The sequence below is a fragment of the Magnetospirillum moscoviense genome, from assembly GCF_001650635.1.
GTDB classification, from domain to species: Bacteria; Pseudomonadota; Alphaproteobacteria; order Rhodospirillales; family Magnetospirillaceae; genus Magnetospirillum; species Magnetospirillum moscoviense.
In genome coordinates, this window is the sequence record NZ_LWQU01000112.1 from 35908 (window position 1) to 55499 (window position 19592).

At 64.6% G+C, this 19592-nt stretch carries 23 protein-coding genes; 20 read left to right on the top strand and 3 right to left on the bottom strand.

What is annotated here, in order from left to right; genetic code table 11:
- The first annotated feature begins 53 nt into the window (after positions 1-53).
- From tsf to gloA, 15 genes are all read left to right on the top strand, one after another.
- Positions 54-980, top strand: a complete 927-nt coding sequence (gene tsf, locus A6A05_RS05845) for a translation elongation factor Ts (RefSeq protein ID WP_068498388.1) — start codon at positions 54-56, stop codon at positions 978-980.
- Between the two features lie 146 nt (positions 981-1126).
- Positions 1127-1852 (top strand): UMP kinase, encoded by a 726-nt coding sequence (pyrH, locus tag A6A05_RS05850; RefSeq protein ID WP_068498423.1) that lies wholly within the window; start codon positions 1127-1129, stop codon positions 1850-1852.
- A gap of 3 nt (positions 1853-1855) precedes the next feature.
- Positions 1856-2428, top strand: coding sequence for a ribosome recycling factor (frr, locus tag A6A05_RS05855; RefSeq protein ID WP_068498390.1), 573 nt, complete (start codon positions 1856-1858; stop codon positions 2426-2428).
- Positions 2429-2433: 5 nt separating this feature from the next.
- Positions 2434-3168: an isoprenyl transferase gene (locus A6A05_RS05860; protein ID WP_068498391.1), complete on the top strand. Its 735-nt coding sequence runs from the start codon at positions 2434-2436 to the stop codon at positions 3166-3168.
- 7 nt (positions 3169-3175) lie between these two features.
- Positions 3176-3970, top strand: a complete 795-nt coding sequence (locus tag A6A05_RS05865) for a phosphatidate cytidylyltransferase (RefSeq protein ID WP_068498393.1) — start codon at positions 3176-3178, stop codon at positions 3968-3970.
- Positions 3971-3978: 8 nt separating this feature from the next.
- The gene (locus A6A05_RS05870; RefSeq protein WP_068498394.1) at positions 3979-5151 is read left to right on the top strand and encodes a 1-deoxy-D-xylulose-5-phosphate reductoisomerase; all 1173 of its coding nucleotides are present in this window, start codon (positions 3979-3981) and stop codon (positions 5149-5151) included.
- A 50-nt stretch (positions 5152-5201) separates the two neighbouring features.
- Positions 5202-6326, top strand: a complete 1125-nt coding sequence (rseP, locus tag A6A05_RS05875; RefSeq protein WP_068498396.1) for an RIP metalloprotease RseP — start codon at positions 5202-5204, stop codon at positions 6324-6326.
- A gap of 52 nt (positions 6327-6378) precedes the next feature.
- Positions 6379-8655 carry an outer membrane protein assembly factor BamA gene (gene bamA / locus A6A05_RS05880; RefSeq protein WP_068498398.1) on the top strand — a complete coding sequence of 759 codons (2277 nt, stop codon included), beginning with the start codon at positions 6379-6381 and terminating at the stop codon, positions 8653-8655.
- Position 8656: 1 nt separating this feature from the next.
- Positions 8657-9265, top strand: coding sequence for an OmpH family outer membrane protein (locus A6A05_RS05885; protein ID WP_068498400.1), 609 nt, complete (start codon positions 8657-8659; stop codon positions 9263-9265).
- Positions 9266-9270: 5 nt separating this feature from the next.
- Positions 9271-10290 (top strand): UDP-3-O-(3-hydroxymyristoyl)glucosamine N-acyltransferase, encoded by a 1020-nt coding sequence (lpxD, locus tag A6A05_RS05890; RefSeq protein ID WP_068498402.1) that lies wholly within the window; start codon positions 9271-9273, stop codon positions 10288-10290.
- A gap of 14 nt (positions 10291-10304) precedes the next feature.
- Positions 10305-10775: a 3-hydroxyacyl-ACP dehydratase FabZ gene (gene fabZ, locus A6A05_RS05895; RefSeq protein WP_068498403.1), complete on the top strand. Its 471-nt coding sequence runs from the start codon at positions 10305-10307 to the stop codon at positions 10773-10775.
- Positions 10775-11575, top strand: a complete 801-nt coding sequence (lpxA, locus tag A6A05_RS05900; RefSeq protein ID WP_068498405.1) for an acyl-ACP--UDP-N-acetylglucosamine O-acyltransferase — start codon at positions 10775-10777, stop codon at positions 11573-11575. The genes fabZ and lpxA overlap by 1 nt, the downstream gene beginning before the upstream one ends.
- Complete coding sequence (locus tag A6A05_RS05905; RefSeq protein ID WP_068498407.1) at positions 11565-12386, top strand: LpxI family protein; 822 nt, start codon at positions 11565-11567, stop codon at positions 12384-12386. Before lpxA ends, A6A05_RS05905 begins: the two co-directional genes overlap by 11 nt.
- Positions 12380-13546: a lipid-A-disaccharide synthase gene (gene lpxB, locus A6A05_RS05910; protein WP_068498408.1), complete on the top strand. Its 1167-nt coding sequence runs from the start codon at positions 12380-12382 to the stop codon at positions 13544-13546. Before A6A05_RS05905 ends, lpxB begins: the two co-directional genes overlap by 7 nt.
- Entirely contained in the window at positions 13543-13941 is a 399-nt protein-coding gene (gloA, locus tag A6A05_RS05915) for a lactoylglutathione lyase (protein WP_068498410.1), read from the top strand. The genes lpxB and gloA overlap by 4 nt, the downstream gene beginning before the upstream one ends.
- Here the strand turns inward: gloA and trmFO are convergent.
- Positions 13902-15251, bottom strand: a complete 1350-nt coding sequence (gene trmFO, locus A6A05_RS05920) for a methylenetetrahydrofolate--tRNA-(uracil(54)-C(5))-methyltransferase (FADH(2)-oxidizing) TrmFO (protein ID WP_068498411.1) — start codon at positions 15249-15251, stop codon at positions 13902-13904. The two genes, gloA and trmFO, sit on opposite strands and share 40 nt — an antisense overlap.
- A gap of 43 nt (positions 15252-15294) precedes the next feature.
- Positions 15295-15564, bottom strand: coding sequence for a hypothetical protein (locus tag A6A05_RS05925; RefSeq protein WP_068498413.1), 270 nt, complete (start codon positions 15562-15564; stop codon positions 15295-15297).
- A gap of 210 nt (positions 15565-15774) precedes the next feature.
- Between A6A05_RS05925 and A6A05_RS05930 the strand changes: the two genes are divergently transcribed.
- The 5 genes from A6A05_RS05930 to mamJ all read left to right on the top strand — a co-directional run bounded on the left by A6A05_RS05930 (position 15775) and on the right by mamJ (position 18788).
- Positions 15775-16176 carry a DUF4170 domain-containing protein gene (locus tag A6A05_RS05930; protein ID WP_068498414.1) on the top strand — a complete coding sequence of 134 codons (402 nt, stop codon included), beginning with the start codon at positions 15775-15777 and terminating at the stop codon, positions 16174-16176.
- 81 nt (positions 16177-16257) lie between these two features.
- Entirely contained in the window at positions 16258-16581 is a 324-nt protein-coding gene (locus A6A05_RS05935; RefSeq protein WP_068498416.1) for a (2Fe-2S) ferredoxin domain-containing protein, read from the top strand.
- A gap of 150 nt (positions 16582-16731) precedes the next feature.
- The gene (locus tag A6A05_RS05940; RefSeq protein WP_068498425.1) at positions 16732-17019 is read left to right on the top strand and encodes a GIY-YIG nuclease family protein; all 288 of its coding nucleotides are present in this window, start codon (positions 16732-16734) and stop codon (positions 17017-17019) included.
- Positions 17020-17489: 470 nt separating this feature from the next.
- On the top strand, positions 17490-17882 hold the full coding sequence (locus tag A6A05_RS20700) for a hypothetical protein (RefSeq protein ID WP_156520926.1): 393 nt from the start codon (positions 17490-17492) through the stop codon (positions 17880-17882).
- Entirely contained in the window at positions 17883-18788 is a 906-nt protein-coding gene (gene mamJ / locus A6A05_RS05950; protein WP_068498419.1) for a magnetosome protein MamJ, read from the top strand.
- A gap of 354 nt (positions 18789-19142) precedes the next feature.
- Here the strand turns inward: mamJ and A6A05_RS05960 are convergent.
- Positions 19143-19592: MerR family DNA-binding protein (locus A6A05_RS05960; RefSeq protein WP_342670013.1), on the bottom strand; the 450-nt coding region annotated here is incomplete at its 5' end.

Below are 19592 nucleotides of genomic sequence, written 5' to 3' on the forward strand. Positions count from 1 at the left end.
AATCAAGCTATTGAACGCAATATCTTAGACTGCACACGAAGAGGAAAGCTGACATGGCCGAGATTACCGCTGCGCTTGTCAAGGAGCTGCGCGAGAAGAGTGGCGCCGGCATGATGGACTGCAAGAAGGCGCTGGGCGAGACCGCCGGCGACGTCGAAGCGGCCATCGACTGGCTGCGCAAGAAGGGTCTGGCCGCCGCCGCCAAGAAGGCCGGCCGCGTCGCCGCCGAGGGTCTGGTCGCCGTTGCCGCCTCGGGCACCAAGGGCGTCGCCGTCGAAGTGAACGCCGAGACCGATTTCGTCGGCCGCAACGACCAGTTCCAGGGCTTCGTCAAGGCCGTCGCCCAGGTCGCCCTGGATGCCGGTTCGGACGTCGAGGCCATCAAGGCCGCCGCCTGCCCGGGCGCCGACAAGTCGGTCGCCGACCAGCTGACCGCCCTGATCGCCACCATCGGCGAGAACATGAACCTGCGCCGCGCCGTTCGCCTGGAAGTGTCGGCTGGATTGGTCGCCACCTACATGCACTCGGCCACCGCGCCGGGTCTGGGCAAGATCGGCGTGCTGGTCGCGCTGGAATCGACCGGTGACAAGGCCAAGCTGGAAGCGCTGGGCAAGCAGATCGCCATGCATGTCGCCGCAGCCAACCCGCTGTTCCTGGATGTCAGCTCGGTTGACACCACCGCCCTCGACCGCGAGCGCGACGTGCTGACCGAACAGGCCAAGGCCTCGGGCAAGCCGGCCGCCGTCATCGAGAAGATGGTCGAAGGCCGCGTGCGCAAGTACTACGAGGAAGTCTGCCTGCTCGAGCAGGTGTTCGTCATCGACCAGGAGACCAAGATCTCGAAGGTCGTCGAGAACGCCGCCAAGGATGTCGGCGCGCCCGTCAAGCTGACCGGCTTCGCCCGCTTCGCCCTGGGCGAGGGCATCGAGAAGGAAGAGAAGGACTTCGCCGCCGAAGTCGCCGCCCAACTGGGCGGCTGAGGCGCGAAACCGAAAGGCCGCCGGATCCTTGGTCCGGCGGCCGTTTCTTTATCCTTTGGTGACGAAGGACGAGACAGATTGCCGGAATGGTGTATGATCGCGCCGTCCCGGCCGTCACCGGGTCCCATCCAGTTTTCGAGGGTATCATGGCCGCCGCCGCCAAGTTCCGCCGCGTTCTCTTGAAGATCTCGGGCGAGGGTCTTATGGGCTCGCGCAATTACGGTCTGGATCCCGAGACCGTCGAACGCATCGCCAGCGAAGTGCAATCCGTCCGCGACCTGGGCGTCGAGGTGTGCTGCGTGGTCGGTGGCGGCAATATCTTTCGCGGCCTGTCGGGTGCCGCCAAGGGCATGGACCGCGCCGCCGCCGACAATATCGGCATGCTGGCCACCGTCATGAACGCCCTGTCCCTGCAGAACGCGCTGGAAAATCGCGGCGTGTTCACCCGGGTCCAGTCGGCCATTCCGATGCCGTCGGTATGTGAATCCTTCATCCGCCGCCGGGCCATCCGCCACCTGGAAAAGGGCCGGGTGGTGATTTTCGCCGCCGGTACCGGCAACCCGTTCTTCACCACCGACACGGCGGCCGCGCTGCGCGCCGTCGAGATGGGCTGCGACGCATTGTTGAAGGCCAGTCAGGTCGACGGCGTCTATTCGGCCGATCCCAAGAAGGTCAAGGACGCGGTGCGGTACGACTATCTGACCTTCCACGAGGTCCTGGCCCGCGATCTGGCGGTGATGGATGCCTCAGCCATCTCGCTGTGCCGCGAGAACAATGTGCCGATCGTGGTTTTCGACATGCATAACGATGGTGCCTTTGCCCAGGTGGTGACCGGGCAGGGGCGCTTCACCATCATCAAGGAAGGGGGTTGAATCGTGTCCACGCCCACCAATTGGAACGATCTCAAGAAAGACGTGAGCCACCGCATGGATAGCGCGGTGGACGTGCTGAAGAAGGAATTCGCCGGTCTGCGCACCGGCCGCGCCGCCGCGTCGCTGCTGGAGCCGGTGGTGGTCGAGGCCTATGGCCAGACCATGCCGATCACCCAGTGCGGCACCATCGGCGTGCCGGAGCCCCGCATGCTGACCGTGCAGGTGTGGGACAAGGGCCTGGTCAAGGCGGTCGAGAAGTCGATCCGCGACGCCGGCCTGGGCCTGAACCCGCAGACCGACGGCCAAGTGGTCCGCGTGCCGATCCCCGCCCTGAACGAGGAGCGCCGCAAGGAGCTGCAGAAGGTCGCCGGCAAGTATGCCGAGCAGGCCCGCATCGCCGTGCGCAACGTCCGCCGCGACGGCCTGGACATCCTGAAGAAGATGGAAAAGGCCGGTCACGTCTCGGAAGACGAGACCAAGAAGCACGAGAAGGACATCCAGTCCATCACCGACGAGACGATCAAGAAGATCGACGAGGCGCTAAGCCACAAGGAAAAGGAAATCATCCAGGTCTGACCCCGATGGAAGCCGCCGCCAAGCCCGATCAAGGTCTGCCCGCACCGGTGCACGTCGCCATCATCATGGATGGCAACGGCCGCTGGGCCAAGGCGCGCGGCTTGCCGCGCACCGCCGGCCACAAGAAGGGGGCGGAATCGGTGCGCCGCGCCGTCGAGACCGCCCGCGAGCTGGGCGTGTCGTACCTGACCCTTTACGCCTTCTCGTCCGAGAACTGGAAGCGCCCCGTGGGCGAGGTCACCGACCTGATGGGCCTGTTGCGCCTTTACTTACGCAACGAGGTCAACAGCCTGCACAAGAACGGCATTCGCCTGCGCATCATCGGCGACCGTTCCAAGCTGTCGGCCGACATCGTCACGCTGATCGAGGAATCCGAGGCCAAGACCCGGGACAACAATGCCCTGACCCTGGTGCTGGCGCTGTCCTATGGCGGCCGCCAGGAAATCGTCGAGGCGGCGCGGGCCGTCGCCCGCCAGGTGGCCGAAGGCCGTATCTCGGTCGATGCCATCGACGAGACAACGCTGGCCGGCAACCTGTTCACCGCCGACATCCCCGATCCCGATCTGGTGATCCGCACCTCGGGCGAGCAGCGCATCTCGAATTTCCTGCTGTGGCAGTGCGCCTATTCCGAACTGGTGTTCCTGGACGTGCTGTGGCCCGATTTCAGCCGTTCCGACTTCGAGGCGGCGATCCGCGACTATCACGGTCGCGACCGCCGCTTTGGCGCGGCCAACGGCTGACGCCCCCGTGCTGGCCACTCGCATCGTCTCGGCTCTGGTCATGGCTCCCGCCGCATTGCTGGCGGCGTGGTGGGGCGGTTATGTCTTCGCCGTGCTGGCTGCCGTGGCGGCGGCGGTGATGGCGTGGGAATGGCACAAGATGGTTGCCGGCCGCTTCGGGGCTGCCGGGATGATTTCCGCCGTCGCGGGCGCGGCCGCCGCGCTGGGGGCGGTCGAAGTCCCCCATCTGTCGGTGCTGGCGGTGGTGGCGGCTTGCCTGGCCGGCACCGCCCTGTCGCCGATCCATGCCGAACGCGGCCGCCTGTGGGTTGGCCTGGGCGCCCTTTATACCGGCCTGCCGGCGGTGGCCCTGGTGTGGCTGCGCCAGGATGGCGAGCTGGGCCTGTTGACCTTGTTGTGGCTTTTGTTGCTGGTGTGGGCCACCGATACCGGGGCTTACGGCGCCGGCCGCGGCCTGGGCGGCCCGTTGCTGATGCCGCGCGTCAGCCCCAAGAAGACCTGGGCCGGCCTGATCGGCGGCGTGATTTGCGCCGCGCTGGTGGGCGCCGGCATCGGCTTGTGGCTGCATGGGCAGCTATCCTTCGGTCTGGTCGCGGCCAGCGGCTTGCTGGCGGTGGTGGCGCAAGCCGGCGATTTGATGGAAAGCTGGGTCAAGCGCCGCTGTGGCGTCAAGGATTCCAGCACCATCATTCCCGGCCATGGCGGCGTGCTGGATCGTCTTGACGGCCTGCTGGCCGCCGCTCTGGCGGTGGCCTTCGCCGCCTGGGTGTCGGGCCAGCCGGTCCTGGCTTGGCACGGCTAGGGGGGGCGATGAGCGATCAGCGCCGTTCCGTCACCATTCTGGGCTCGACCGGATCGATCGGCCGCAACACCGTCGAACTGGTGGAAGCCGACCCCGCGACCTATCGGGTCGAGGCACTGGTGGCCAACGGCAGCGTCGATCTGCTGGCCGACCAGGCCAAGCGGCTGAAGGCCCGCGTCGCGGTGGTGGCCGACGAGACCCGTCTGGCCGAACTGCGCGACCGCCTGAAGGGCAGCGGCATCGAGGCGGCCGGTGGTGCGACGGCGGTAATCGAGGCGGCGGCGCGGCCGGCCCAGTGGGTGATGGCCGCCATCGTCGGCGCTGCCGGCCTGGCGCCGACCCTGGAAGCGGTGCGGCGTGGCGCGGTGATCGGTTTGGCCAACAAGGAATGCATGGTTTCGGCCGGGCAGCTGATGATGGCCGAGGTCGAGCGCTGCGGCGCCACCCTGTTGCCGGTGGATTCCGAGCATTCGGCCATCTTCCAGGTGTTCGAGACCGACCAGCGCGACCAGATCGAGAAGATCGTGCTGACCGCCTCGGGCGGGCCGTTCCGTTCGCGCAGCCTGGCCGAGATGGAAGCGGTGACGCCCGAACAGGCGGTGGCCCATCCCAACTGGTCGATGGGGGCCAAGATCAGCGTCGATTCGGCTTCGATGATGAACAAGGGCCTGGAACTGATCGAGGCCCACCACCTGTTCGCCATGCCGGAAAGTCAGATCGACATCGTCGTGCATCCGCAATCGGTGATCCATTCTCTGGTGGCTTACCGCGACGGCTCGGTGCTGGCGCAGTTGGGCAGCCCGGACATGCGCACCCCCATCGCCTATGCCCTGGGCTGGCCCCGGCGGATTCCTGCGCCGTCGCCCCGCCTGGACCTGGCTGCGATCGGCCAGCTTACCTTCGAATCACCCGACTCGGTGCGCTTTCCCGCCCTGGCCTTGGCGCGGCGCGCCTTGCAAAGCGGCGGCGCCGCACCTACTGTTTTGAACGCCGCCAACGAGATCGCCGTCCAGGCCTTCCTGACCGGCGCACTTTCGTTCCTGGGCATCGCCCGCCTGGTCGAGGACGCGCTGAATGCCATGGGGCCGCTGCCCCTGGACAGCCTGGACGACGTGATGGCAGCCGATGGGTGGGGACGCGCCCATGCCGCCGCCGCGTTGCGGGCCGGCCGGATTCGCTGAATGCCACCGCCGCCCGACGGGCGGCCTGATCTTGACCTGAACGGATCGTCATGGATTTCTTCTGGAACTATATCGTCGTCTTCCTGCTCATCCTGACCGTCGTGGTGTTCGTCCATGAGCTGGGCCATTACCTGGTCGCCCGCTGGAACGGCGTGAAGGTCGAGGTCTTTTCCATCGGCTTCGGGCCCGAGATCTGGGGCTTCAACGACAAGTCCGGCACCCGCTGGCGCTTCAGCCTGCTGCCCTTGGGCGGCTATGTGAAGATGTTCGGCGACGCCGACGAGGCCTCGGCCACCGCCGCCGACATTCCCATGACCGATGCCGAGAAGGAACAGAGCTTCCGCTATAAGAGGGTGGGCCAGCGCGCCGCCATCGTCTTTGCCGGCCCGGCGGCCAATTTCGTGTTCGCCATCGTCGGCCTGGCCTTGATGTTCATGGTCCTGGGCCAGCCGGTCACCGAGCCGGTGATCGGCCAGGTCCATCCCGACACCGCCGCCGCCGCCGCCGGCCTGAAGGTGGGCGACCGCATCCTGGTGGTCAACGGCAAGGCGGTCGATCGCTTCCAGGAAATCCAGCGCATCGTCCGCCTGGATATCGACCGCCCGCTGGAAATGGACATCGACCGCGACGGCGCCATGATCTCCATCGTCGCCCAGCCGCGCGTGGTCGAGCGCAAGGGGCTGTTCGGCGACATGGAAAAGGTGCCGGTGCTGGGCATCTCGGCCGACACGCAGCGCACCAGTATCGTCCATTACGGCCCGGCCTCGGCCCTGTGGCAGGCGATCAAGGAAACCGGGCAGATGGTGTCGTCGACTTTCGTCGGCATCGGCCAGATGATTTCCGGCACCCGCGACAGCGACGAACTGGGCGGGCCGATCCGCATCGCCAAGGGCGCGGGCGAGGCGGCCCAGGTGGGATTCGCCAGCGTGGTTTTCTACACCATTCTGCTTTCCCTTAACCTGGGCTTAATTAATCTGTTCCCCATTCCCGTTCTGGATGGTGGTCATCTGGTGTTCTATGCCGCCGAGGCCATCTTTGGTAGGCCGCTGGGCGAAAAGGCACAAGAATATGGTTTCCGAATCGGGCTGTTTCTGGTATTGGCCTTGATGGTATTTGCTACCCGTAACGACATCGTTTCTCTTCCAGTGTGGGACGCGGTCAAGCGGTTGCTATAAACAGACCAAGATCGTCGTCTTTTCCGGGCGGCTTTCTTCAGGGGGGCCTTAAATGGGTTTGGTGCGAAAGACCGCGCTGGCGTTGGGGCTGATCGCCGCCGTTGCGCCGGCCATGGCGCAAGAATCTGGCCGGGTCCGGCAGATCGTGGTGCAGGGCACCCAGCGTGTCGAGGTCGAGACCGTCAAATCCTACATGGCCATCGCCGAGGGCGATCCCTACAATTCCGACCGCATCGACCGGTCGTTGAAGGCCTTGTTCAACACCGGCCTGTTCGCCGACGTCGCCATTCGGCGCGAGGGTGAAGCGGTGGTGGTCAAGGTGGTCGAGAACCCGATCATCAACCGCATCGCCTATGAGGGCAACAAGCGCGTCAAGGACGAGGAGCTGCAGCAGGAAACCCAGCTGCGCCCGCGCGTGGTCTATACCCGCACCAAGGTCCAGAACGACGTCAAGCGCATGCTGGACCTTTATCGGCGCCAGGGCCGCTTTGCCGCCACCGTCGAGCCGAAGATCATCCAGCTGGAACAGAACCGCGTCGATCTGGCCTACGAGATCAACGAGGGCGAGCCGACCTACGTCAAGCGCATCAATTTCGTCGGCAACAAGTTCTATAGCGATTCGCGCCTGCGCGAGGTGCTGTCGACCAAGGAAGAGCGCTGGTACCGGTTCCTGTCGTCGGACGACACCTACGATCCCGACCGCCTGACCTATGACCGCGAGCTGATGCGCCGTTACTACCTGAAGCACGGCTTTGCCGACTTCCGCGTGGTGTCGGGCGTGGCCGAGCTGACGCCCGACCGCGAGGGCTTCTTCATCACCTTCACGGTGGAAGAGGGTGATCGCTACAAGTTCGGCGCCTCCGACATCAAGGTTGCCCTGAAGGACCTGACCGCCGACGAGCTGAAGGCCAACATCGATTCCCAGCCGGGCGAGTGGTACAACGCCGATCAGGTCGAAGACATCGTCCAGCGCCTGACCGACGCCGTCGGCACCAAGGGTTACGCCTTCGTCGACGTCAAGCCGCAGATCCAGCGCGACCGCGAGAACAAGGTCGTCAACGTCACCTATGAAATCCAGGAAGGCCCGCGCGTCTATGTCGAGCGGATCGACATCACCGGCAACGTGCGCACCCTGGACAAGGTGATCCGCCGCGAATTCCGCCTGGTCGAGGGTGACGCCTTCAATACCGCCAAGGTTCGCCGCTCGCGTCAGCGCGTCAAGGATCTGGCCTTCTTCGAGAAGGTCGAGGTGACCAACGTGCCCTCCGAGACCTCGCCCGACAAGACCATCATCAAGGTCGATGTCGTCGAGAAGTCCACCGGCGAACTGATGTTCGGCATCGGTTGGTCCAGCCAGGCCGGCCCGCTGCTGGAAAGCTCGCTGCGCGAGCGCAACCTGCTGGGCAAGGGCCAGGACCTCAAGCTTTCCGGCCAGCTGGGCACGCGCCGCACCTCGGCCGAGCTGTCCTTCACCGAACCCTATTTCCTGGATCGCCAGCTGGCGGCCGGTTTCGACCTGTTCTCGATCACCCGCAAGATGCAGCGCGAAAGCTCGTACGATTCGAATACCGCCGGCACCGCGCTCAGGGCCGGCTACAGCATCCACGAGAATTTGCGCCAAGACATCAAGTACATGATCAAGCGCGACCAGGTCGAGAACATCAAAAGCACCGCCTCGACCTATGTGCAGGAGCAGTTGGGCTCGTCGATGATGTCGTCGATCCAGCAGACCTTGCTGTGGGATTATCGCGACAGCCGCATCGAGCCGACCGAAGGTCATTATTTCCGCATCAATAACGAGTTCGCCGGCCTGGGCGGCACCCAGAAGTTCATCCGCAACAATTTCGGTGCGGGTAAGTTCTTCCCGATCGACGAAGGCGTGGTGTTCTCGCTGACCGGCAATGCCGGCTTCATGAATAACTGGGGCGACAACAAGATCCGCATCACCGAGCGCTACTATCTGGGTGGCGAGACCTTGCGCGGCTTCGAGCCGATGGGCGTCAGTCCGCGCGATTCCGGCAGCGGCGATGCCCTGGGCGGCCTGTGGCAATATCACGGCACCGCGCAATTGAAATTCCCGCTGGGCCTGCCGCAGGAATTCGGCGTCGCCGGTCAGGTCTTCACCGACATCGGTTCGATCGGTGAGACCGAGTCCTACACCAACAAGAGCGGCATCAACCAGGCCAGCTCGGTGCGCGCCTCGGTCGGCACCGGCATCAGCTGGAAGTCGCCGATGGGGCCGGTGGCGGTCGATCTGGCGGTGCCGGTGATGAAGGAAAGTTTCGATAAGGACGAACTGTTCCGCTTCAGCTTCGGCACGAGGTTCTAGTATGGCGATCCGGGCTGCACGCCGCCTTGGCGGCGTCATTCTGGCCGCGATGACGTTGATACCCTTGGGGGTGTCGGCTCAGACGGCCAGCAAGGTGCCGGTTCCGGTGGTCATCGTGGTGGATGTTCAGGCAGCTTTGCAGCAATCCACCGCCGCCAAGGCGGTGCGGGCGCAGCGCGACCAGTTCGTCCAGACCTATCAGGCCGAGATGGAGGCCGCCCGCAAGAGCCTGAAGGAGGCCGAGGCCGAGCTGCTCAAGCAGAAGGCCGCCCTGCCGGCCGATGCCTGGCAGGCCAAGGCGCGGACCTTCGAACAGCAGGTCTATGAATTCAACCAGCGTTTCCAGAAGTCCAACCAGGCGGTGGAAAAGTCGTTCCGCGCCGCCATGGGCGACCTGTCGCAGGCCCTGGCCCAGGTCACCGAGGAAGTGGCCGGCGAGATGGGCGCCAATCTGGTACTGCACAAGATGCAGGTGTTCCTGCACGACCCCCGCATGGAAGTGACCCACACGGTGATCGAGCGGCTGAACCGCCGTTTCCCCTCGGTGACCTTCCCGCCGCCGGTCGAGGAGGGGGCCACCGCTCCCAAGCCGCAGCCCAAGAAGAAGTAACCATCATGGCCGATTCCCGCTTTTTCACCATCGCCGGGCCGTTCACCCTGGCCCAGCTCGCCGAACTGTCTGGCGCCGCCCTGGCCGATCCGGCCAGCGGATCGCTTCGTCTGGCCGACGTCGCCTCGCTGGAAAATGCTGGCGCCCAGCAGATCAGCTTCCTTGATAACCGCAAATACATCGCGGCCTTCCAGGCCAGTCGGGCCGGCGCCTGCATCGTCCATCCCGACCTGGCCGACCGCGCTCCGGCCGGCATGGCGCTGTTGCTGTCGAAGGACCCCTATCGCACCTATGCCAAGGTGGCGCAGGCCTTCTATCCGCGCCCGGCGTTTCAGGCCGGGATCCATGCCTCGGCGGTGATCGACCCGACCGCCCGACTGGGCGAGGGCTGCCGGGTCGAGGCCAATGTGGTGATCGGAGCGGGTGTCGAGATCGGTGCTCGCTGCCACATCGCCCCCAACGTGGTGATCGGCGACGGCGTGGTGATCGGCGATGATTGCCTGATCGGGGCCAATTCCACCCTTCAATGCGCCCTGATCGGCGCGCGGGTGATGCTTTATCCCGGCGTGCGCATCGGTCAGGACGGTTTCGGCTTCGCCATGGGGCCGCAAGGCCATCTGAAGGTGCCGCAATTGGGCCGGGTGGTGATCGGCAACGATGTCGAGGTGGGCGCCAACACCACCATCGATCGCGGCGCCGGTCCCGACACGGTGATCGGTGACGGCTGCATGATTGATAACCTGGTCCAGATCGGGCACAACGTTCAACTGGGACGGGGCTGCGTCGTCGTCGCCCAGGTCGGCATTTCCGGTTCGACCCAGTTCGGCGATTTCGTCGCCGCCGGCGGTCAGGCCGGGTTCGCCGGCCATCTCAAGGTGGGGACCGGGGCGCGCATCACCGCCCAGGCCGGCGTCACCCGCGACATCGGGGCCGGCGAAACGGTCGGCGGCACCCCGGCGGTGCCCAGGATCGAATGGCTGCGCCAGGCGGCGTTGCTGTCCAAGATGGTTCGGAACAAGGGTTAAGAGGCAGAGGCAGGATGAATACCATGGTGAGCGTGGGCGAGACCGGCAAGGTCATCGACATCAACCGGATCATGGAGATGATCCCGCACCGTTATCCCTTCCTGATGGTCGATAAGGTGGTCGATGTCTTCGCCGACGTCAGCGCCGTCGGCATCAAGAACGTCACCATCAACGAGCCGTTCTTTCAGGGGCATTTCCCCAGTCGGCCGGTGATGCCGGGCGTCTTGATCATCGAGGCGATGGCCCAGACCGCGGCCGTGCTGGTGGTCGAGACCCTGGGCCCGAGCGCCGAGGGCAAGCTGGTCTATTTCATGAGCGTCGACAGCGCCCGCTTCCGCAAGCCGGTCGGCCCGGGCGACCAGTTGGCCATTCACGTCTTCAAGGAACGTTCGCGCGGCAACGTCTGGAAGTTCCGCGCCGAGGCCAAGGTGGGCGACACCTTGATGGCCGAAGCCACCTATGCCGCGATGATTCTGGATAACTGATGCCCACGATCCACCCCACCGCCATCGTCGATCCCCAGGCCGAGATCGCCGCCACCGCCATCATCGGCCCCTATTGCGTGGTCGGCGCCAACGTCGTCCTGGGCGAGAGGGTCGAATTGCTGTCCCATGTGGTGGTCGAAGGCCGCACCACCATCGGCGACGACACCCGCATCTTCCCGTTCGCCTCGATCGGCCATCAGCCGCAGGACCTGAAGTATCACGGCGAGCCGTCGACGCTGGAAGTCGGCAAGAACAACCAGATCCGCGAATACGTCACCATGCAGCCCGGCACCGAGGGCGGCGGCATGGTCACCCGCGTCGGCGACAATTGCCTGTTCATGGCCAGCGCCCACGTCGCCCATGACTGTATCCTGGGCGATCATGTCATCATGGCCAACAACGCCACCCTGGCCGGCCATGTGCTGGTCGGCAACCATGCCTTCCTGGGCGGCCTGTCGGCGGTGCATCAGTTCGTGCGCATCGGCAAGCACGCCATGATCGGCGGCATGTCGGGCGTCGAGGCCGACGTCATCCCGTTTGGCATGGTGATCGGCAACCGCGCCCATCTGAACGGCCTGAACATCGTGGGCCTGCGCCGTCGCGGCTTCTCGCGCGACGAGATCCACACCTTGCGCAACGCCTATCGCCTGCTGTTCGCCCCCGAGGGCACGCTGCAGGAACGGGTCGCCGACGTCGCCGAGCAGTTCGAAAGCAACGCCGGAGTCATGGAGATCGTCGAGTTCATCCGTTCGGATTCCTCGCGCTCGCTGTGCACGCCCGGCTTCGAGGATGGCAAGTAAGCTCGGCATCATCGCCGGCGGCGGCGAGTTCCCCGGACTCGTCATCGCCGCCTGCCGTGCCGACGGCCGGCCTTTCCATGTCCTGGGCCTGACCGGCCATGCCGACCCCAAGATCATCGGCGACGCGCCCGCCGACTGGATCAGGCTGGGCGAGGCCGGCACCGGCTTCAAGCTGCTGAAGGAAGCCGGCGTCGCCGAGATCGTGATGATCGGCCCGGTCCGCCGTCCGACCCTCAAGGAACTGGCGCCCGACTGGCGTACCACCAAATTCTTCGCCCGCGTCGGCCTGAAGGCTTTGGGCGATGACGGCCTGTTGCGGGCGGTGGCCAAGGAAATCGAAAGCGAGGGTTTCACGGTGGTCGGCATCGATTCGGTGCTGGCCGATTGCCTGGCCGTCGCCGGTCCCTATGGCGGGCTGGTGCCCGACGACCAGGCCCAATCCGACATCCTTCGCGCCTGGGAAGTCGCCAAGGGCATCGGCGCCCTGGATGTCGGCCAGGCGGTGGTGGTGCAGCAGGGCATCGTGCTGGGGGTCGAGGCGGTCGAGGGCACCGATTCCCTGATCCGCCGCTGCGCCGAACTGAAGCGCGAAGGCCCCGGCGGCGTGCTGGTCAAGGTGCGAAAGCCCGGCCAGGATCGCCGCCTGGATTTGCCGACCATCGGGCTGGCCACATTGCGTGAGGCGGCGGCGGCCGGCTTGCGCGGCATCGTCGTCCAGGCCGGCGGCGCCCTGGTGCTGGGCCGCGAGGCCATTGGGGCCGAGGCCGACCGGCTGGGGCTGTTCGTCCTGGGCCGCGAGGATGCATGCTGATCTATGTGATCGCCGGCGAGCCCTCGGGCGACATGCTAGGCGCCCGGCTGATGGCCGGCCTGACCGCCCGGACCCAGGGCCAGGTCCGTTTCGCCGGCATCGGCGGCGCCAACATGAAGGGCCTGGGGCTGGCCAGCCTGTTCCCCATGGCCGAACTGACCGTCATGGGCATCACCGAGGTCCTGCCGCGCATTCCCCGCATCCTGCGGCGCGTCAACCAGACCATTGACGATATCGGCCGGCTGCGGCCCGACGCCGTCGTCACCATCGATTCCTGGGGCTTTACCGGCCGGGTGCAGAAGGCCTGCCGCCAGCGTTTTCCCGACATTCCGCGCATCCATTACGTCGCGCCGATGGTGTGGGCGTGGAAGCCCAAGCGGGCCAAGAAGCTGGCCAAGGTGCTGGATTTCCTGATGACGTTGTTGCCGTTCGAGCCGCCTTACTTCGAGAAGGAAGGCTTGCGGGCGGCCTGCGTCGGCCATCCGGTGGTGGAAAGCGGGGCCGAGAAAGGCGACGGTGTTGCTTTTCGCGCCCGTCACGGCATCGGGGCCATGGCGCCGGTGCTGGCGGTACTGCCCGGCTCGCGCCGGTCGGAAACCAACGTGCTGCTGCCGATCTTCGCCGAGGTGCTGACCCGCCTGAAGGCCCGCCATCCCGACCTGACCTTGGTGGTGCCGACGGTGGAAACCGTGGCCGAGCGGGTGCGCGCCGCCGCCCGGGACTGGCCGTTCCCGGCCATCGTGGTCGAAGGCATGGCCGAGAAGTATGATTGCCTGGCCGCCGCCGATGCCGGCCTGGCGGCATCGGGCACGGTGGCGCTGGAGCTGGCGCTGGCCGGTCTGCCGACGGTGATCTGTTACCGCCTGTCGGCGACCACCGCCTTCATCGCCCGGCGTTTCTTCGGCTTCAAGATCAAGTGGGCGACCCTGGTGAATATGGTGCAAGATCAGGCGGTGATGCCGGAATTCCTGCAAGAGGATTGCCGGGCCAAGCCGATCGCCACCGCTGTCGATGCCCTGCTGTCCGATCCGGCCGACCGCGACCGGCGCAAGGATTTGATGCGCGACGCCATGGCCCGCATGGGGTTCGGCACCGACAGCCCCAGCGACCGGGCGGCGGCGGCCGTTCTGGATTTCATTGCCGAAAGGAAGCGGACATGAGCTTTCGCATGCTGCACACCATGATCCGGGTCGGCGATCTGGACCGCTCGATCGATTTCTATACCCGATTGCTGGGCATGAAAGTACTGCGGCGCCAGGATTACCCCGATGGCCGCTTCACCCTGGCCTTCGTCGGCTATGGCGACGAGCAGGCCAACAGCGTGATCGAGCTGACCCACAATTGGGACACGGCGTCCTACGATTTGGGGACCGGCTTCGGCCATATCGCCCTGGGGGTGCCCGATATCTATGGCACCTGCGATGGTCTGGCGGCGGCGGGCGCCAAGATCACCCGTCCGCCCGGTCCGATGAAGCACGGCAAGACGGTGATCGCCTTTCTGGAAGACCCCGACGGCTACAAGATCGAGCTGATCGAGCTAAGCCAAGGGGCGTAATCGGCGGCCGCCCGCACGGTGTAAAGCCGCTTGCGGTCGCGGCCCTTGACGCGCTTACCCCGTTCGTCGCGTTCCGGGGCCGGCGGGAACAGGCCGAAATTGACGTTCATCGGCTGATAGGTCTCGACCATGCCACCACCGGTGACATGGGCCAGGATGGCGCCCAGGGCGGTGGTGACCGGCGGCGCGGGGATGTCGCGCTCCAGCCGCTCGGCGGCGGCGAACAGCCCGGCCAGCAGGCCGATGGCGGTGCTTTCGACATAGCCCTCGCAGCCGGTGATCTGGCCGGCCAGACGGATGCGCGGGCTGGCCTTCAGCCGCAAGGACCCATCCAGCACCAGCGGACCCTTGACGAAGGTGTTGCGGTGCATGCCGCCCAGGCGGGCGAACTCGGCCCCTTCCAGGCCGGGGATCATGCGGAATACCCGCACCTGATCGGCATGGCGCAGCTTGGTCTGGAAGCCCACCATGTTCCACAGCGTGCCCAGCGCGTTGTCCTGGCGTAACTGGATGATGGCGTGGGGCTTGGGGCCGTTGGGATCGGTCAGGCCGACCGGCTTCATCGGCCCGAAGGCCAGGGTCTCGCGGCCGCGCTCGGCCATCACCTCGATGGGCAGGCAGCCCTCGAAATAGGGCGTGTCCTTTTCCCATTCGTGGAAGGCGACGCGCGCACCCTCCAGCAGGGCGTCGATGAAGCCGTGATATTGCTCTTTCGACAGCGGGCAATTGATGTAGTCGGTGCCGTCGCCCTTGTCATAGCGCGACTGGTACCACGCCTTGGAAAAATCGATGCTGTCCTTGTGGACGATGGGGGCGATGGCGTCGAAGAAGGACAGCTGCTCCTCGCCGGTCAGGCCGCCGATGGCCTGGGCCAGCGGTTCCGAGGTCAACGGGCCGGTGGCGATGACCACGCTGTCCCAGTCCGCCGGCGGCAGGCCCGCCACTTCCTCGCGGATCACCGTGACCTGGGGCAGGGCGGTCAGCTTTTGTCCGACCCGGACCGAAAAGCCCTCGCGGTCCACCGCCAGGGCTCCGCCGGCCGGCACCTTGCACTCGTCGGCGGCTTGCATGATCAGCGAGCCGGCCTGGCGCAGCTCGGCATGCAGCAGGCCGACGGCGTTGTATTCGGCATCGTCCGACCGGAGCGAGTTCGAACAGACCAGCTCGGCCAGGCCGTCGGTCTGATGGGCGGGGGTGGTACGGTGGGGCCGCATCTCGTGCAGCACCACCGGGATATCGCGCCGCGCGATCTGCCAGGCTGCCTCGCAGCCGGCCAGACCGCCGCCGATGACGTGGATGGGTTGGCTCATGGCCTGGACATAAGCCGGCTGTGCCGCCTATGTCCAGGATTAATCAGGCCGTTTTCTGACCAGCCGAGCCCGATCCGGTTTCCTGCACCGCCGTCACCCATGACAGCGAGTGGGCCGACAGCATGTTCTGGCCCAGGCCGATGCCGCTGATCGGCTTGGATTCTTTGGCCTTGCCGGGCTCGTCCAATGGCCCGAAGCCGTACGAGGCGAAGGCCGAGGCCGCGCCTTCCTCGGTCTTGCGGACGCTGTGATTGTCCGCCTGTTCCTTCTTGTGCAGCAGAAGATGGGCGGGGGTGGCTGATACCGGTTCCATGGCGTTCGTTCCTTGGAGAGAAAGTAACCGTGCCAAAACCAATGCACCGGCCGTGCCAGAAACTAAGTTGTTGAAAATCCACGAAACAGCCTTATACCCAATGGGCAAGATTTTCCGCCTTGGCCATCGCCAAGGAGGTTTCTTCCCGGCGCGGCTTGCGGTATAAGCAAGCACCGTCACGCCACCCAATCGAGTGGGGAAAGCCTGCCCATGCCCAAGAAATACTTCGTTGTCGGCGGCGAATATGCCGACACCAGCTTCACCACCATCGCCGCCGGCCACAAGGAAGACCGCTTCGGTCCGTTCGACGAGAAGGACGCCCATGTGTGCTGGCGCGCGCTGACCGGCAAGACCGTCGACAACGCCATGGTGCGCTATTTCATCCGCACCGAGGGCGACGAGAATGCCGACCAGTGGTATGTGGTGGGCGGCGAATATGCCGACACCGATTTCGAGGTGATCGCCCCAGGCAAGAGCCTGGAAACCCACGGCCCCTTCACCCGCGCCGAGGCGATGGCCAAGTGGCGGGAACTGACCGGCAAGACCGTCGATAACGCCATGATCCGCTATGATCTGGCTACCGGCGCCGAATTGGCCGGCCGCCAAGGCTGATTCTTCCCGCGTTAAGGCTGGTACCCACAGGAAAAATGGGGTATTTCCTTCCTTAGACTCATTTCAAAGAAGGGGTGACCGATGTCCCACAAGTACCATGCCTTCATGTGCGTCCAGAGCCGTCCGCCGGGACATCCGCGCGGTTGCTGCACCAGCAAGGGCGGCGGTCAGCCGATGTTCGAGCGCCTGATGCAGAAGTTCCAGGAAGGCATGCTGTGGGAAAAGGGCGTGTCCGTCGCTCAGTCCAGCTGTCTGGGCTTTTGCAATCTGGGCCCGCTGATGGTGGTGTACCCCGAGGGCGTGTGGTACCAGCCGAAGGAAGCCGCCGACATCGACGAGATCGTCGCCTCGCATTTCGGCGAGGGCAAAGTGGTGGAACGCCTGCGGGTCACCCCGGCGAAGTAACGAAAGGGTCCCGCAAGGGGCCCTTTTCCGTTATACCGCCCGGCCGAAGAAATGCCGTTGGGACGAAGTGTGTTTCGTCATGGCCGGGCTTGACCCGGCCATCCACGCCGCTGGGTGCAGATACTTAGCGCCGGCCGCATCATACGATGCATGCAGGGCGGCTGGGTCTACATCATGACGAACCGACCGAATAGCACGCTGTACGTCGGTGTGACCAGCGATTTGGCACGTCGAGCTTGGGAGCACCAGGAAGGCGTCGCCGACGGCTTTACCAAGCGGTACGGGCTGAAGCGGTTGGTTTATGTCGAGCGATACGAGGACATCCGCACCGCCATTCAGCGGGAAAAGAACCTCAAGCACTGGCCTGGGGCGTGGAAGGTCAAGCTTATCCTGGCCGACAATCCGAACTGGGACGATCTCTACGAGCGGCTGGCGTAGCCGTGGATAGCCGGGTCAAGCCCCGCTATTGCCCGTTTGCCGACTCCTTCGGTTCTGACATTCTCCACTGGAGAAAGATCGAGAGGTCAAGGTGTCGGCGTGAATTGGAGGTGACCATGAGGGACCTGATACCAAGTCCCATTGATCAGAACCCATGCGCCCATTGGCGCAGCCCGATGGACATGATGGTCCAGGGCTGGTCGGTGAGTTTGTTCCAGGCGTAGCAGCCTGGTTAAGCTATCGCTTTGTTCAAATTATGCCGCCAGTGCGCTGGAGGACACCATGTGCGGGGCATGCCCCATAGGTTGTATGATGCTTATGCCCGATGGTGATGAGGAAGGGGAGACGCGTTCCCACGGTTCTCGCTGCAAGGATCTGAGGCGTTACCTGATACTGATGGGGGGGCTGGCTCTGATGGTTCTGTTGGGGGCCTTCGTTTACCGGCACCCCTCAGATGGTCTCAATCTGCCATGGGCTCGACGCTGGGCCAAAATGGAGGCGTTGCAGTCAATGCCTCGACCCTATCTGGGGAGAACCTAGCGCTACCGGTTTCCCAAGCTGCGGGTTTGGAATCGACATCGGTGGGGAGCGGAGGGCCGTTCTCCAGCGTCGTGACCCTTTTGCGCAATGACGGCTTCATCGTCACCAATTACCATGTGGTGCGCATTGAGACCTTTCAGCAGTCCCAAGCGTCGGACGAAATGGCCGATACATCGATCGCCGGGGTTCTAAACTCACGATCAAAGTGCAACGCCCATTATAAAGGCTGTTGCGGTGGGAACGCCCTATGGTCAGCAGATTTTGTTGCAGGTGGATCGCAATGGCCAGAAATTGCAGATTATGCTGTGACGGAGGAGGTGTAGATGACGAGTAACCGACGGAACCGCGCCAAGGGGGCGCTTGATGAAAAGAAGTCAAGCTGGAAAGTCGCTGACTTAGCGGCGCCGCCTGTCGAGTCCGCACCCGCGCCTGAACCTGCGGTCGCTCCGGCCGTGGCGGCGCCCAACCAGGGCAACGCATGGGCGGCGCTGCTGAAAACCTCGCCATGGTCCTCGAATCAAGCGGAGAACAAGCCGGACGAGCCGCAGGATATTCCCAAGCTTGCCGCGCTCGGCCCGCCTGAAACCGCCCCTGTCGGTGACCTTCTCGCCCAGTGGTCACCGCAGATATGGCGCCTTCCCGCGCAGGTCCATGATGATGGTGATGCCGCTGAAATTGAGCAGCGGCCCGAGCCGTTTGTTGATATGAACACGGAGCATGCGCCAAGCCAGGGGGCCGTATCTGAAATCCCGGCCGAGCCCGAGGCGGTGCATGACAATTCCATGACCGGTACTGAGGGAGATACCCAGATGATTTCAGTGGAAACCGAGGCTGAAATTGCCCTCGAATCGGAGGTTCTGGTTGCACCGGTGGTGGCCGAGCCGCTGCCTGAGTCCGAGACTGACGTCCCGCTGTCGGAGGCTTCCATGGCCGATGACCATTTGACGATGATCTCTGACCCGTATGTCGTGGTGGACGAACCCATCGGCATACCGAACCCTGTCGAGGAGGCCTCTGTGGCCGCCTCCGCCGTAAGTTCAGTCAAGGAAGTTCCGGTAGAGGATATGTTTTCTGGAATTTTCAATGTGGCGAATGCGGCATTGCGCAGCGCCATCAGCCTGTCCACGGAGGTGGCCAACGATCCTAAGGCGGTGGGCGGCAAAATCGCCGCTCGCAGCCAAAGCCTTTTGGCCTCTTTCAAGGAACGTTGCGGTATCCGCCGGATTTAGCTGCGGCGAGGGCGGGCGGCGGCAGAGCCAAAAATTAAGCCCGCCATCAAGCCGACAGCCACGGCGGCACCCAGTGGACCGCCAGCCAAAGCGCCAACCCCGACGCCAGCCATCTTGCCCATGGTCAGGAAACCCGCAGCCTTGGCGGTTCCCGCCGCGACAGCGCTACCAGCTCCGGCGACGGTGGAGCGAACGATAGTACGAGAACCCGCAGAGGAGGTGAACGCGGTGGGTTGACGGCTCATGGGACACCTATCGGCTGTTTTTGAGAATAACTCTCGAACGCAGTTATGCCGCAACTGCAACTCATTGTCAATTGAGTTTTTCTCGGCCGACGGCTTTTAGGGATTTCCGTCAGGAGTCATGCGGGGCAGCGAGTGATCCAATGATCTGGCATTCAGCGACGACCTCGCCGCAGCAATTGGTCATCTTGCGTAATTCCTCTCGAAGCAGGACGAGATCGGCGATTTTCCGTTCCACCTCGCCGAGTTGGCGGGCAACCATCTGGTCCGCATCGGCACAAGGCAAATCTGGTCGCGCCGCCAATGCGAGCAGGGTGCGGATGGACTCGATGGAAAACCCAAGATCGCGGCCGCGCCGAATAAAGGTAAGCGATGTTCCGCCCCCACCCGTCCGCGCCTCGGCCAACCGCTCCACCCAGCCCCGCCGGCCGTCGCCGATGTCGGAGGCGCCCTGGGCTGTCAGTAGCGCCTTGATAGTGTTGATCGTAAGCATCCGGTGAGAACCGCAGGTGCAGGCAGCTTTGATCAGGCTGCCTGACTGTTGGCGACGCGCGGTAACGGA